Raw genomic sequence first — 14,714 nt, forward strand, 5'->3', positions numbered from 1 at the left:
ACTGGCCAATGGCCCAAGTGGTTCCCAAAAAGTTTAAAGTAGTGGGCATGGATATCCACGTCGTAGACCACCCGCTTGCCGCTTCCCGCCTGACCCTGATGCGCGATGCGCGCAGCGATAACTCCGCTTTTCGCGCCGCGCTCAATGACTTGGGAACCATGCTCGTATATGAAGCCTCCCGCGAATTGGCGGTAGAAAACTTCGATTGCGAAACCCCGGTTGCCACAGCACAAGGCACCCGCCTGCAGGATCCGCCCATCATCGTGCCCATTATTCGCGCCGGGCTCGGCATGGTGGATCCCGCTCTGTCGATGATTCCTGATGCCCAGGTCGGCTTCATTGGCATGGCGCGCGATGAAGAAACCCACGAACCCGTGCCGTACTTGGAGGCGCTGCCGCAAGACCTGACTGGGCGCACCGTCTTCGTCGTTGATCCCATGCTGGCCACCGGCGGTTCCTTGTTGCACGCGTTGCGCCTCTTGGCCGCCCGCGGCGCTACCGATATCACCGCTATCTGCATGGTCTCGGCGCAAAATGGCGTGGATGCGCTGGAGGAATCGGGCCTTCCCGTCCGCCTCGTCACCGCCGCCATTGACCCCGAGCTCAATGCGGATGCCTATATCGTGCCGGGGCTTGGCGATGCTGGCGATCGCCTCTACGGGCCGCGCAATATCGATCTTTAAGCTAGTATTTCTCCCTGAAAGCCCGAAGGTGGCTTTCAAAAAAGGGGGAAAAGATCGTGAGTTTTATTCAACTAATGTGGTCGAGCTACGGCTACGGATTTTCGCAACAACTGCGCCGCGTGCGCGAGCGGCGCGGGGTATCCCAACAAGTGCTTGCGGATATTTCGGGGGTATCGCGCAGCCAGATCTCCAACTTGGAACGCAACGAAAATGGCATACACACCATGGCGGACCCGCAATTATCCACGGTGTACAAGCTGGCGTTGGCCTTAGAAATCCCGCCGGCGGTCCTCTTGCCGGCCGGTGGGGACGTGGTGGAGGGCCACTTAGCGGATTCCGCGGTGCTCGGGGTAGAAGACGTCGCGCCCTTTCCGCAGGACTACATCAACCAGCGGCGCTTTAGTAATGCGCGGGGCTAACCACCCTGACTTACTGAACCGCATGGTCTAGTTGTAGACTGCCTCCAAGAGATAGTCCAGCAACAGGGAGGCGTGCGCGTGATCTCGGAGTTTATTAACGAGTGGTTCGATGCTCACCGTGCGGAGGTCATTGCGTGGCGGCGCCATATCCACCGCAATCCGGAAACTGCGAACCAAGAGGTGGAAACCACCAATTATATCGCGAATATCCTTGCGGATTATGGGCTCGAGCCGCAGCGCTTCCCGCACACTGGTCTCATGGTGGACATCGGCCCAGACACGGAGCTTGGCCGCCTGGCCTTCCGCGCCGATATCGATGCCCTGCCCATCACGGAGGTGACCGGGCTGGAGTTTACCTCTGAGAAGCCCGGGACCATGCACGCGTGCGGCCACGACGTACATACCACCGTGGCGCTCGGTTTGGCCTGCGCGCTGGCGGATTTTCAGCGGGTTAATGAGCTAAAGCTGGGCGTTCGCGTCATCTTCCAGCCGGCGGAAGAAGTGTGGGTCGGCGGGGCCACCGACGTTATTTCTTGGGGTGCGTTAGAAGGCGTGCATTCCATCTTCGCCATCCACGCCGAGCCGAAGCTGCGCGTGGGGCGCATTGGCATCCGCGCCGGGGCCATAACCTCCGCAACGGACGTGGTGGAGCTCAAGATTAAAGGCCCGGGCGGGCATACCTCGCGCCCGCACCTTTCCGCGGATGTGGTCTATGCGCTGGGCAAGGTTATTACAGAGCTGCCGGCGCTGCTGTCGCGCCGCGTTGACCCGCGCACCGGCACGGTATTGGTCTTTGGCCAGGTCAATTCTGGCTACGCCCCCAACGCTATTCCGGAAACCGGCATGCTGACCGGCACGATGCGCACCGCCGATATCACCATCTGGCGCCAGATGCAGGAACTCTTCGCGGAGTTGGTGGAGCAGATCCTCGCGCCGGTGGGGGTAGAACATGAATTGTCCTATAACCGCGGCGTGCCGCCGGTGCTTAACGATGACGTGGCGACCGCCATGCTCGCGTCTGCCGCACAGTCCATTGACCCACAGGCCGTGGTTCAGGCCCCGCAGTCTTCCGGCGGCGAGGACTTTTCCTGGTATTTGGAGAAGGTGCCCGGTTCCATGGCGCGCCTTGGGTGCTGGTCCGGGGAGGGGGAGCAGCACGATCTGCACATGGGCGATCTCATCGTGGATGAGCGGGCGATTGGTGTGGGTATTAAGCTTTTCGGGGCTGTGGTCGAGCAATTTATGGGGGAGAATGCGCAGGCGGACTAACGCGCTGGGGTTACCTACGGGTTAGACTCGTAGGCGACTTTAAAAGTGGAGCCTATAAAGGAGCAATTGCGTGTTGAACCAGACCAAGCGAATTGTCATCATCGGCGGTGGCCCGGCGGGCTACGAGGCAGCGCTGGCTGGCGCCAAGTACGGCGCGGAAATCACCATCATCGAAGACCAAGGCATGGGCGGCAATAGCGTGGTCTTGGACTGTGTTCCCTCCAAGTCTTTTATTGCCGGCGCCAATATTAAAACGGACTTGCGCCGCGCGGATGACATGGAGCTGAACGAGGGCATCGGCAAGGCGCAGCTTTCCATCAGTGCGCTGAACCAGCGCGTGCAAGACTTGGCGGCTAAACAATCCGGTGATATCCGCAATACCATGGATTCCTTGGGAGCGCGCGTTATCGATGGGCGCGCGCACTTCCCGGAGGATCAGCAGGCCGATGCCTTCGGTGGGCACAAGGTCACCGCGGTATTCAATGAGGATGGACACGAAGAAACGCTCGATGCGGACCTCGTCTTGGTGGCTACCGGCGCCACCCCACGCATTTTGCCCGGTGCCCAGCCAGATGGCGAGCGCATCCTGACCTGGCAGCAGGTCTATAACCTCACCGAGCTGCCGGAGCACCTCATTGTGGTCGGGTCCGGTGTCACCGGTGCCGAGTTCGTATCCGCCTTTGCCGAGCTGGGTGTCAAGGTCACGATGGTGGCCTCGCGCGATCGCATTTTGCCGCACGATGATGCCGATGCCGCCGACGTCCTCGAAACCGTGCTGAGCGAGCGCGGCGTGGAGCTGGAAAAGAACTGCCGCGTGGAAACCGTTAACCGCACCGAGGACGGCAACGTGCTGGTCACCACGCAGGATGGCCGCGAGATCCACGGCTCGCACGTCATTATGTCCATTGGTTCCGTCCCGAATACCAAGGATTTGAAGCTGGAAAATGTGGGCGTGGAAACCGCGAAGTCTGGGCACATCCAGGTAGACCGCGTCTCGCGCACCAATATTGCCGGCATCTACGCCGCCGGTGACTGCTCCGATCTCTTCCCTCTTGCCTCCGTGGCCGCAATGCAGGGCCGTGTGGCGATGTACCACGCGCTCGGTGAAGGCGTCTCGCCGCTGCGCCTGAAGACCGTGGCTAACGCGGTCTTTACCCGCCCGGAGATCGCCGCGGTCGGCTTTACCCAGGCCGAAATCGAGGCCGGTGAGGTCGCCGCCCGCGCCATTACCATGCCGCTGAATACCAACCCGCGTGCGAAGATGCGCTCGCTGCAGCACGGTTTTGTCAAGCTGTTCTGCCGTGCCACCTCCGGCCGTGTGATCGGCGGCGTCATCGTTGCACCGACCGCCTCCGAGCTCATCCTGCCCATTGCAATGGCGGTGACCAACCAGCTCACGGTGAACCAGCTGGCCGATTCTTTCGCGGTCTACCCATCGCTGTCCGGCACCATCACCGAGGCCGCCCGCCGCTTGGTGGCCCACGATGACTTGGAGTAAACCTCGTTCCTAGAACGTGGAGTAGGCCTGTTCCGCAGTGCGGTTGAGCTCGACTTTGATCGGTCGATCTGCCTCCGGCAGGGCGCGTTGCGGACAGAACTCGCGGGGGCAGGCCGTGCAGCCTGGGCCAATCGGGGTGGCGGCGGACATGTCCAGGTTCAGGGCATCGGCATAGACGATGCGATCCGCCTGGGTGATATCGCAGCCTAGGCCTACCGCGAATTCCTTGCGCGGCGTACCCCAAGACTTGGCCGTTCCCTGCACGAAACGCCCGATCCACAGGTAGGCGTGGCCATCCGGCATGGCCGCGACCTGCCGGGTAATGCGGTTCGGGGTTTCAAAGGCGCGGTGGACCACCCACAGGGGGCAGGATCCGCCAGAGCGCGCGAAGTGAAAGGCAGTAGAGGACTGCCGCTTGGAAATATTGCCCGCACGGTCGGTGCGGATGAAGGAAAAGGGCACGCCCTTCAGCCCTGGGCGCTGGAGCGTGGCGAGGCGCTGCGCCGTAGTTTCAAACCCGGTTCCAAAGTAGTTGCACAGCAGGTCGATATCGTAGCGGGTATCTTCTGCCATCGTGAGAAAGCGCTGGTAGGGCATGGTGACAGCCGCCGCGAAATATTGCGCAAGGCCCAGGGTAGCCAGATCCTGGGATTCGCCTTCGGGCAGTTCAGACACGAGGTTGTCACAGATATCGCCGTAGGCCAGCAGGCAGTATTGCAGGGCCATTTCAAAGACCAATTGGGCCTCAGATAGCCCATCGCGTAGCGAGAGTTCGCGCGTATCCGGGTCGAAGCTGCGTCGAGGACCGGGCCGGGAAAAGCGCACGGTAACCCCCAGATCCTCGTGCATGCGGGAGGCCAGCCGGCCGCGGCGCAGGACGCGATCGCCCAACTGGCCGGCGAGTTCTTCTGCGAGCACATCGAGCTCGTGGATGTAGTTATGCGCGTCATAAAAGAAGTCGCGCACCACTTCAAAGGGGGAGGGGTCCGCGGCAGGGGCGCGCGAAGCAACGTCAACAAACCGCGGCATCAACTCGGGAAAGCGGGAGGCGAGATCCGACAGCGTTTCTTCAGAAGCATCGGGGAAGATGTGGCGGAGCTCGGTAATCGTATGGATATCGCGGTCTTCGGCGAAGTAGCTGGGGTCCACGGTAAAGCGTTGGGCTAGCTGCATTAACACGGTCACGGTCAGCGGGCGCTGGTCGTTTTCCAACTGGTTAAGGTAGCTCGTGGATAACCCCAACTTCTTCGCCATCGCCACCTGGGTGAGACCGCGTTGCTTGCGCAAAGCGTGAATCCGTGCCCCCGCATAGTGCTTGGTCATGCGTCCTCGTCTTCCTTTACTGCCCATGCGCTGTGAAAATCACAAGTTTTGCAGATTTTACAAAAGAAGTCCGCTAATTTCCACAAATGTTACCTATAGCGTGCACCACATGCAAGCATTTACTGTGATGTGCAACGCATTCTTGATGAAGGAGGACGCAACTAGTGAAAAACCATGAGGTACGCACTCATAAATCCGCCGAGGACTTCCCGTACGAGGAGCACCTGGCGTACAAGGTGGCCGAGGTGGCCGCGGACCCCGTAGAAGTCCCGGAAGAAACCACCGAGATGATCATCAACCGCATCATCGACAACGCCGCAGTAGCTATGGCGTCCGTTGCCCGTGGCCCCGTTACATCCGCGCGAGTGATGGCAGAAGCCCACCCCGTGGACAAGGGGGGTTCCACCATTTTCGGCATCGATGGCACGTATTCCGCGGAGTGGGCCGCACTGGCCAATGGCACCGCGGTCCGCGAGTTGGACTATCACGACACCTTCCTCGCCGCCGAATATTCCCACCCCGGAGACAATATTCCGCCGCTCCTTGCCGCAGCGCAGCACAAGGGTCTGAGCGGCCGCGACCTTATCCGCGGCATCGCGACCGGCTACGAAATCCAGGTCAACCTGGTCAAAGGCATATGCCTGCACGAGCACAAGATCGACCACGTTGCGCACTTGGGGCCATCGGTAGCCGCAGGGCTTGGCACCATGTTGGGCCTGGATAAGGACACGATTTACCAGGCCGTCGGCCAGGCGCTGCACACCACCACGGCAACCCGTCAGTCCCGCAAGGGCCTGATTTCCTCGTGGAAGGCCTACGCTCCAGCCTTCGCGGGCAAGATGGCCATCGAGGCCGTTGACCGCACCATGCGCGGCGAAGGCGCCCCGGCACCTATCTGGGAGGGCGAGGACGGGTTCATCGCCTGGATGCTGCATTCGCCAGAGCGCACCTACACCGTGCCCCTGCCAGAAAACGGTGAGGCCAAGACCGCCATCCTGGATACCTACACCAAGGAACACTCCGCGGAATACCAGGCGCAGGCTCCCATCGACATGGCCTTTGCGCTGAAAAAGACGCTGGAGGACAAGGGCCTGAAGACGGCGGATATCGAGTCCATCGTGTTGCACACCTCCCACCACACCCACTACGTCATCGGTACCGGAGCGAACGATCCGCAAAAGATGGATCCATCCGCCTCCCGCGAAACGCTGGACCACTCTGTGATGTACATCTTCGCGGTCGCGCTAGAGGATGGCGTTTGGGACCACGAAACCTCCTATTCCCCTGAGCGCTCCAACCGCCCGGAGACCATCGAGCTGTGGCAGAAGATCTCCACCGTCGAGGATCCCGAGTGGACGCGCCGCTATCACTCCAACGACCTTGAGGAAAAAGCCTTCGGCGGCAAGGCCGTTATCACCTTCAAGGACGGCACCGTCATCGAGGATGAGCGCGCCGTGGCTGACGCCCACCCGCTGGGCGCCCGCCCCTTCGCCCGCGACCAGTACATCGCCAAGTTCAAAAAGCTTGCCGATGGCGTCGTCGACGAGGCCGAGCAAGAGCGCTTCCTCACCGCCGTGCAAGACCTAGAAAACCTCACCGATCTAACCGAACTCAACGTGCGGGTCAGCGATGAGCACCTCGCCACCGCGCCCGAGAAACCGGAGGGAATCTTCTAATGGCTGGACTATTTGGTTCTACAATCAGCAACGCAGAAAAGCGCGCGAATTTCCGTAAATCCATCGAATCCGGATCGATCACCACGCTGCCGGGCGCGTTTAACCCGCTGACCGCCCGGCTTATCCAGGACATCGGCGGCTTCGACGGCGTCTACGTATCGGGCGCGGTGTTGGCCAATGATTTGGGGTTGCCCGATATTGGCCTGACCACCTTGACCGAGGTGGCCCAGCGCGCCGGGCAGATTGCGCGCGCTACGGACTTGCCCGTGCTTGTCGATGCCGATACCGGCTTCGGCGAACCCATGTCCGCCGCCCGCACCGTCGCCGCGCTCGAGGATGCCGGGCTGGCCGGCTGCCACCTAGAAGACCAGGTCAACCCGAAGCGTTGCGGGCACCTCGACGGCAAGGAAGTGGTGGACAAGGAGGTTATGGTCCGCCGCATCAGCGCAGCCGTCAACGAGCGTCGCGATCCTAATTTCATCATCTGCGCCCGTACCGATGCCGCCGGTGTCAATGGCATCGATGACGCCATCGACCGCGCCAAGGCCTATGCCGAAGCCGGCGCGGACCTCATCTTCACCGAGGCGCTGTATTCCCCCGCGGACTTTGAAAAGTTCCGCGCCGCCGTGGATACACCGCTTTTGGCGAATATGACGGAGTTTGGAAAAACCGAGCTGCAATCAGCGAAAACCCTCGACGGTTTGGGATACAACGCTGTGATCTGGCCAGTCTCCAGCTTCCGCGTGGCCATGGGCGCTACCGAAGAATTCCTGCGCGACTTGCAGGAAACCGGCATCCAGACTGAGTGGCTAGAGCGCATGCAGCACCGCTCCCGCCTGTACGAGCTGGTCCGCTACCAGGAATACAACGAGTTCGACCAGTCCGTATTCACCTATTCCAAAGACAACTATCAACCCACTTTTGAAAGCTAAGGAGCCAGTGACCATGTCCGATAAGAAAAACGAAACCCCAGAAATCCGCAAGGGCCTCTACGGCGTCGTCGTTGATGAAACTGCCGTTTCCAAGGTCGTTCCTGAGACCAACTCCTTGACCTACCGCGGCTACCCGGTCCAAGAACTGGCCCGCTACTGCTCCTTCGAAGAGGTTGCGTACCTCTTGTGGAATGGCAAGCTGCCGGGCCAAGAATCCCTCATCCGTTTCTCCGCGCGTGAAAAGGCATTGCGTCACCTGGACCGCCATCTCATTGACCTCATCATGTCCATGCCACAAAGCTGCCACCCCATGGACGTGCTGCGCACGGCGATTTCCTTCATCGGGGCCCAGGACGCGGAGGAATACACCAGGGACTCCGAGCACGTCCGCCGTACCGCGCTCGAACTCATGGCGAAGATCCCCACCATCATCGCGCTCGACATCCGTCGCCGCCGCGGTGAAGGCTACATCGAGCCTTCCCGTAAGAAGGGCTTTGCCGAAAACTTCCTGTGGATGGTCTTCGGCGATGAAGAAGGCTCCCCAGCGGTAAACCGCGCCGATATCGAGGCCTTTGATAAGTCCCTCATCCTTTATGCCGAGCACTCCTTCAATGCCTCGACCTTCTCGGCACGCGTGGTGACCTCCACGATGTCTGATACCTACTCCGCCATCGGCGCGCTCAAGGGACCGCTGCACGGCGGCGCCAACGAGGCCGTCATGAAGAACTTCCTCGAGGTAGACGATCCTGCCAAGGCAGAGGAGTGGACCAAGAACAAGCTGGCTAATAAGGACCTGGTCATGGGCTTTGGTCGCCGCGTGTACAAGAATGGCGACTCCCGCGTTCCCACCATGGAGGCCGCCTTCAAGGAGCTTGCCGAGCAGCACGACCAGACCAAGTGGATCGAGATGTACGACATCATGGCCAAGACCATGGAGGAAAACACCTCGATCAAGATCAAGCCGAACCTGGACTTCCCGGCCGGCCCTGCTTACCACATCCTCGGGTTCGATATTCAGTTCTTCACCCCGATCTTCGTCATGGCCCGCATCACCGGCTGGACCGCACACATCGTAGAGCAAAACGAAAACAACTCGCTGATTCGCCCGCTGTCCGCCTACGTCGGCGAAGACCAGCGCTCCGTTCCGCCGAAGTCCTTCTAAACACTTGGCTTCCCGCGCGGTTCGTCCCGCGGCGGACCGTGTAACCCGGGTAAGTTGACCGTAAATGCTCCCCACGCTTGCGTGGGGAGCATTTGTGCATCCCTCCTGCGGTATATCCGCATACATCTGCGTCAAATGTGCATCCTCCTACGGTATAACTGAGCAAACCGCGCCCTCAGATGTCGCATTTTCGCCTCAGATATTGCATAGGAGGATGCACATGTAGCGGCTACGGCAGCAGATATGGCTGCAGCTGCGGCATCGGTTTCGCCTACGACTCCGGTACCGACTACGGCTGCGACTGCGACACCGACTGCGAAAAATTTGCCGGATGGAAATTTGCAGACTTTGCAGAATTGTTAGGACTGTTATTACTGGTTGGCTGGCAGAAATCGCCTAGGCGGGGTTTAAGTTGCAGGTGAGTGTAGAAAACTCCGTTTTAAAAAAGGGATGATAAAAACTATTCTGATCTCTAAACTGAGAGACGGATCACCCCAGTGGGGACGTTGCAACGCAGCGTCTTCCAAGTTGAAAGGAACACCCAAGTGGCCAATTCCGCCCTTCCATCGTTCGACAAGATTTTGGTAGCCAACCGCGGTGAAATCGCCGTGCGTGCCTTCCGCGCTGCCTTTGAAACGGGGGCGAAGACCGTCGCCGTCTATCCTCGTGAAGATCGCAACTCCTTCCACCGCGCCTTTGCGGATGAGGCAGTGCGCATTGGTGACGAGGGACAGCCCGTCAAGGCATACCTCGATATCGAGGAAATCATCCGCGCTGCCAAGAAGTCTGAGGCGGATGCTATCTATCCGGGTTACGGCTTCTTGTCCGAGCGCGCCGATTTGGCCCGCGCCTGCGAGGACAATGGCATTAAATTCATTGGTCCTACCCCGGGCACGCTGGATCTCACCGGTGATAAATCCGCTGCGGTTAACGCCGCGAAGGAAGCAGGGCTGCCGACGCTGCAGGACTCGGAGCCGACCACGGAGATCGATAAGCTGGTGGCAGACGCCGGTGACTTCAGCTTCCCAGTCTTTGTCAAGGCCGTCTCTGGCGGTGGCGGGCGCGGTATGCGCTACGTGGAATCGGAATCTGAGCTGCGCGAACGGGCGGCAGAGGCCTCGCGCGAGGCGGAGGCGGCCTTCGGCGATGGCAGCGTGTACCTCGAGACTGCGGTGATTAATCCGCAGCACATTGAGGTGCAGGTGCTTGCGGATTCCCAGGGCAATGTCATCCACCTTTTTGAGCGCGATTGCTCCGTGCAGCGCCGCCACCAGAAGGTCGTAGAAATCGCTCCCGCGCCATCGCTGGATTCGGAGCTGCGAGAGCGCATCTGCCAGGATGCCGTGAACTTCTGTGAGCACATCAACTATGAAGGTGCCGGCACAGTGGAGTTCCTCGTGGATGAGCGCGGCAACCACGTATTCATTGAGATGAACCCCCGCGTGCAGGTGGAGCACACCGTGACCGAGGAGGTTACCGGTGTGGACATCGTCAAGGCACAGATGAATATCGCAGCCGGGGCTTCTTTGGAAGACATCAACCTGTCGCAAGAAAATATCACCATTACCGGCTCCGCATTGCAGTGCCGCATTACTACCGAAGACCCGAATAACGGCTTCCGCCCAGATACGGGTACGTTGACTGCGTACCGCTCGCCGGGTGGCGCTGGTGTGCGCTTGGACGGCGCGACCTCCGTGGGTGCTGAAGTATCGCCCAACTTTGACTCCCTCTTGGTGAAGATGACCTGCCGCGGCACCACCTTCGAGCAGGCCGTCCACCGTGCCCGCCGCGCGCTGAATGAGTTCCATGTCTCTGGCGTGGCCACCAATATCGGCTTCCTGCGCGCCTTGCTCAATGAGTCCGACTTCGTCAATACCCGCGTCGATACCGGATTCATTACCGAGCACCCAGATCTGCTCAAGGCCCCACCGGCGGTAGATGAGTCCGGCCGTATCCTGGACTACATCGCGGATATCACCGTGAATAAGCCCAATGGCGATAGGCCGACCGCGCTGCGCCCCTTTGATAAGCTGCCGAAGTTTAATGCGGAAGAACCGCTCCCGCGCGGCTCCCGCGATGACCTCTTGGAGCTCGGGCCGCAGAAGTACGCGGAAAAGATTCGCGCCCAAGACCCTTTGATGGTCACGGATACGACGTTCCGCGATGCCCACCAGTCCCTGCTTGCCACCCGCGTGCGCAGCACCGCGTTGGTTTCCGCGGCAGAGGCCGTGGCGCGCCTGACCCCAGACCTCTTCTCCGTGGAGGCATGGGGCGGTGCTACCTACGACGTGGCCATGCGCTTCCTCCACGAGGATCCCTGGGTGCGCCTGGATCTGCTGCGCGAGGCGATGCCGAACCAGAACATCCAGATGCTCCTGCGCGGGCGCAATACCGTGGGCTATATCCCGTACCCGGATTCGGTGTGCCGCTCCTTTGTGCAGGAAGCAGCTAAGTCCGGCGTGGATGTCTTCCGCATTTTCGATGCGCTGAACGATGTCTCCCAGATGCGCCCTGCCATCGATGCCGTGCTCGAGACGAATACCACCGTGGCCGAGGTGGCCATGGCGTATTCCGGTGACCTTTCTTCGCCGAAGGAAGACCTCTACACCTTGGATTACTACTTGAAGCTCGCTGAGCAGATTGTAGAATCCGGTGCGCATATCTTGGCCGTCAAGGACATGGCCGGCCTGCTGCGCCCAGAGGCCGCACACACGCTGGTGACCGCGCTGCGCAAGGAATTCGACCTGCCGGTCCACGTCCACACGCACGATACCGCCGGTGGCCAGATCGCTACCTACTTCGCGGCGGCGCGCGCCGGCGCCGATATCGTCGATGGCGCCTCGGCACCGCTGGCCGGCACCACGTCGCAGCCTTCGCTTTCCGCGCTCATCGCTGCATTCTCCAACTCCAAGCGCGATACAGGAATCGACCTGCAAGCGGTCTCGGATTTGGAGCCGTATTGGGAGGCCGTGCGTCAGCTATACGCCCCGTTCGAGAACGGCATTCCTGGCCCGACCGGCCGTGTGTACAAGCACGAGATTCCGGGTGGTCAGCTGTCGAACCTGCGCGCGCAGGCCGTCGCATTGGGCCTGGCGGATCGCTTCGAGGTCATCGAGGATAACTACGCCGCCGTCAACGAGATGCTAGGCCGCCCCACCAAGGTCACCCCGTCCTCCAAGGTGGTGGGTGATTTGGCGCTCCATCTCGTGGGCACCGGCGTTTCTCCGGAAGACTTTGCGGCGAACCCGACGAAGTACGATATCCCGGATTCCGTGGATCAATTCCTCCGCGGCCAGCTGGGTACCCCTCCGGGTGGCTGGCCGGAGCTGCGCGATAAGGTCCTCGATGGCCGCGCCGAAACCGGTGCGCAGATTAACGATGTCCCGGCAGAGGAGCAGCCGCACCTGGAGTCGGATAACTCGGATGAGCGCCGCGCCAGCCTGAACCGCCTGCTCTTCCCCAAGCAGTTCGAGGAATTCAACGAGTTCCGCCGCAAGTATGGCAATACCGAGGCGCTGACGGATACGACCTTCTTCTACGGCCTGACCGAAGGCGAAGAAAAGGTAGTGCACTTCTTCCCAGAAGATTCCACCGATCGCTCCAACCTTAAGCAGATCGTGGTGCGCCTCGATGCCGTGGGTGAGCCGGATGAGAAGGGCATGCGCAATGTTGTGCTCAACGTCAACGGCCAAATCCGCCCGATGAAGGTGCGCGATGAAAACGCCGAATCCACCGTGGCCACGGTGGAGAAGGCGGACCCGTCCAATGACGGCCACGTAGCGGCCCCGTTCGCCGGTGTGGTCAACCCCACGGCAGAGCCAGGCGACGAGGTCAAGGCCGGCGACCAAATCGCGGTCATCGAGGCCATGAAGATGGAAGCTTCCATTTCCGCCACCAAGGATGGCGTGGTCGAACGCGTGGCCATTGGCCAGGCCACCAAGGTGGAAGGCGGCGACCTCATTGCCGTAATCAACTAGTCTGCACACTCAAGCGCCCCGCTTCCCTCGATTTATCTCGAGGCAGCGGGGCGCTTTGGTGTCTAGCTGTGCTAAAAATCAACGATTTCGTCCATCCAAATGACCGCAACCGTCGACGAAATCCTTGCTCTAGATGGACGAAATCGTTGATTCGCGAGGATGGCGGAGGCTCGCCTTAACCAAGGATGACGGGCAATGCTAACGAGCCGACCAAGATGAGTACCACGAGGCCGAAAAAGACTTTGGCCTGCCACCGGGCATAATTAAATGACATTCCCGTACCGAAGCGCTTATCTACCAGTACCGCCGGATCATCCGGGTTGTAATATATTACTCCCCATTTATAGAGGTGGTCATTGTCCGGTGATTCTTTGTCTTCATCAGCGAAGTGAATACCGCGCAATTGTTCGGATAACCGGGATTGCTTGTAGAGAAGAAATACAACTAGACCGATGCTGCCACCAATGGTGAGAATCAGCATTGTGGTGATCGCGGCGCCGTTGAAGCGTTGATAATGCGGGATAGGGCCGGTTACCTGCATCAGCGCCATCCCGGCGCTGATGAGCAGGGTGAGGACTCCCATGCCGGTGTTCGTCAGGGCGAGGTTTGCTTCGTTACGCAGCCGCGCTTTAATGCTGCGCTCAGAGCGTGGGGACACCTCACTATGCGCGATAAAAGAGCAGATAATGGCAAATAGGCCCAGCAATGCTAAAGCGACGAATGAGGAGAAAAATACGCTCCCAATTGATTTATCGCTCCAATTGTCGGCCTCCATGGATTCATTCCAGTGCACGGGAACGGGGTCCGGAATGGCGGACCAGTGGGAAGCGACGATGATGGCACCGGCCGCGATGCACAGCAGGGAAGAGAGCATGGTTACCCACGGAAAGGTCGGGGTAGGGATGCCGCGAAATTCGGGCGCATCAATGGCTGTGGTGGAAACACGGGCAGCGATGCTGGTTTCAACCTCGTTGAACCAGCCGCCCGCCTTTTTAGCCGCGGTGATACGGCGGCGTTGGGACGCATAAGCCCACATGCCACCGAGCGCCACCACGAGGGAAGGTAGTGCGGCTAATAACGGCAGTTTCCAGGCAAAGAGGGACATGGCCGTTGCCACGATGCCGCAGCTCCACGTGCGTATCTTGAATCCGGCGAGGGCGGAGGTAACCGCAGGATCAGAAAGATAAGCCTTGGGCACGCGCACTCCGAGCGGTGTGCCAGGTGAGGCCAGGGAGGGGGCTGTGGCCATGATCCAGGTGATAACCAGGGTGGTGGCGGCCATTATGAGTGTGAAAATCATGGTGATACTTCCAGGTCATTAAGGGTGGAGCTGAGTCGAGCGTGGAGCTCATCTGGGCTAAAGCCTTGGGCGCGGGCGAGTGCGACTATGCGGCTTAATTGCTCTTCCAGTTGTTTTTCTTGCGCGGTGGTGCGAGCACCAGGCCTGACGATGGAGCCGGAGCGTCCGGCGGTTTTTACAAGGTCCTCGGAAACCAAGAGGTCGTATGCCTTCTTCACGGTGGCAGGGTTAATGCCTATATCCTTGGCAACGCGGCGGACGGGATCTAGCTTGTCGCCATCGGAAAGCTGTCCGCGAGCGATAGCCAAAACGATTTCATCGTGAATCTGTTGAAAAACGGGGACGTCAGATTCGGGGTGAAGGGTAATGAACATCTGTCACCTCCAATCTTTTTCTGTATTACTTGCTGTAACACAAGCTGTATTATTTTATGTGGTACAGAAAAGAGGGCAAAAAGAATCCCAGGTACCTGCGA

10 protein-coding genes and 1 pseudogene are annotated in these 14,714 nt (G+C 59.9%); 8 read left to right on the forward strand and 3 right to left on the reverse strand.

The annotated features are described in order from the left end of the window. Positions 1–47 precede the first annotated feature (47 nt). From upp to ABRP88_RS05830, 4 genes are all read left to right on the forward strand, one after another. A complete protein-coding gene (upp, locus tag ABRP88_RS05815; protein WP_284770107.1) occupies positions 48–683 on the forward strand; it encodes a uracil phosphoribosyltransferase in 636 nt (211 codons plus the stop codon). A gap of 56 nt (positions 684–739) precedes the next feature. Further along, positions 740–1,102 (forward strand): helix-turn-helix domain-containing protein, encoded by a 363-nt coding sequence (locus ABRP88_RS05820; protein ID WP_349836592.1) that lies wholly within the window; start codon positions 740–742, stop codon positions 1,100–1,102. Between the two features lie 78 nt (positions 1,103–1,180). Further along, positions 1,181–2,371: a M20 family metallopeptidase gene (locus tag ABRP88_RS05825; RefSeq protein ID WP_349836627.1), complete on the forward strand. Its 1,191-nt coding sequence runs from the start codon at positions 1,181–1,183 to the stop codon at positions 2,369–2,371. Between the two features lie 70 nt (positions 2,372–2,441). Further along, positions 2,442–3,869: an NAD(P)H-quinone dehydrogenase gene (locus ABRP88_RS05830; protein ID WP_005281545.1), complete on the forward strand. Its 1,428-nt coding sequence runs from the start codon at positions 2,442–2,444 to the stop codon at positions 3,867–3,869. Positions 3,870–3,878: 9 nt separating this feature from the next. Here ABRP88_RS05830 and ABRP88_RS05835 read toward each other — a convergent pair whose 3' ends face one another. Beyond that, positions 3,879–5,192 carry a short-chain fatty acyl-CoA regulator family protein gene (locus ABRP88_RS05835; protein ID WP_284781852.1) on the reverse strand — a complete coding sequence of 438 codons (1,314 nt, stop codon included), beginning with the start codon at positions 5,190–5,192 and terminating at the stop codon, positions 3,879–3,881. Positions 5,193–5,356: 164 nt separating this feature from the next. Between ABRP88_RS05835 and prpD the strand changes: the two genes are divergently transcribed. The 4 genes from prpD (at position 5,357) to ABRP88_RS05855 (ending at position 12,939) form a co-directional block, all read left to right on the forward strand. Next, positions 5,357–6,868 (forward strand): 2-methylcitrate dehydratase PrpD, encoded by a 1,512-nt coding sequence (prpD, locus tag ABRP88_RS05840; protein WP_349836593.1) that lies wholly within the window; start codon positions 5,357–5,359, stop codon positions 6,866–6,868. Beyond that, positions 6,868–7,800, forward strand: a complete 933-nt coding sequence (gene prpB / locus ABRP88_RS05845; protein ID WP_284770104.1) for a methylisocitrate lyase — start codon at positions 6,868–6,870, stop codon at positions 7,798–7,800. Before prpD ends, prpB begins: the two co-directional genes overlap by 1 nt. A 13-nt stretch (positions 7,801–7,813) precedes the next feature. Beyond that, entirely contained in the window at positions 7,814–8,962 is a 1,149-nt protein-coding gene (locus ABRP88_RS05850) for a bifunctional 2-methylcitrate synthase/citrate synthase (RefSeq protein WP_349836594.1), read from the forward strand. Positions 8,963–9,507: 545 nt separating this feature from the next. Then, entirely contained in the window at positions 9,508–12,939 is a 3,432-nt protein-coding gene (locus tag ABRP88_RS05855; RefSeq protein WP_349836595.1) for a pyruvate carboxylase, read from the forward strand. Positions 12,940–13,192: 253 nt separating this feature from the next. On the opposite strand, the pseudogene ABRP88_RS05860 reads toward ABRP88_RS05855, so the two are convergent. Continuing rightward, positions 13,193–14,239: pseudogene (locus ABRP88_RS05860) on the reverse strand (DUF1648 domain-containing protein); the annotation flags it as partial. Next, positions 14,236–14,613, reverse strand: a complete 378-nt coding sequence (locus tag ABRP88_RS05865; RefSeq protein WP_023025400.1) for a GntR family transcriptional regulator — start codon at positions 14,611–14,613, stop codon at positions 14,236–14,238. The pseudogene ABRP88_RS05860 and the gene ABRP88_RS05865, both read right to left, overlap by 4 nt. Between the last annotated feature and the right edge of the window lie 101 nt (positions 14,614–14,714).

The organism is Corynebacterium sp. KPL2734 (genome assembly GCF_040225595.1).
GTDB lineage: Bacteria > Actinomycetota > Actinomycetes > Mycobacteriales > Mycobacteriaceae > Corynebacterium > Corynebacterium rhinophilum.

Coding starts and splice junctions, on each gene's coding strand:
- upp (WP_284770107.1), top strand. CDS start 48: ATGGATATCCACGTCGTAGACCACCCGCTTGCCGCTTCCCGCCTGACC.
- ABRP88_RS05835 (WP_284781852.1), bottom strand. CDS start 5,192: ATGACCAAGCACTATGCGGGGGCACGGATTCACGCTTTGCGCAAGCAA.
- prpB (WP_284770104.1), top strand. CDS start 6,868: ATGGCTGGACTATTTGGTTCTACAATCAGCAACGCAGAAAAGCGCGCG.
- ABRP88_RS05850 (WP_349836594.1), top strand. CDS start 7,814: ATGTCCGATAAGAAAAACGAAACCCCAGAAATCCGCAAGGGCCTCTAC.
- ABRP88_RS05865 (WP_023025400.1), bottom strand. CDS start 14,613: ATGTTCATTACCCTTCACCCCGAATCTGACGTCCCCGTTTTTCAACAG.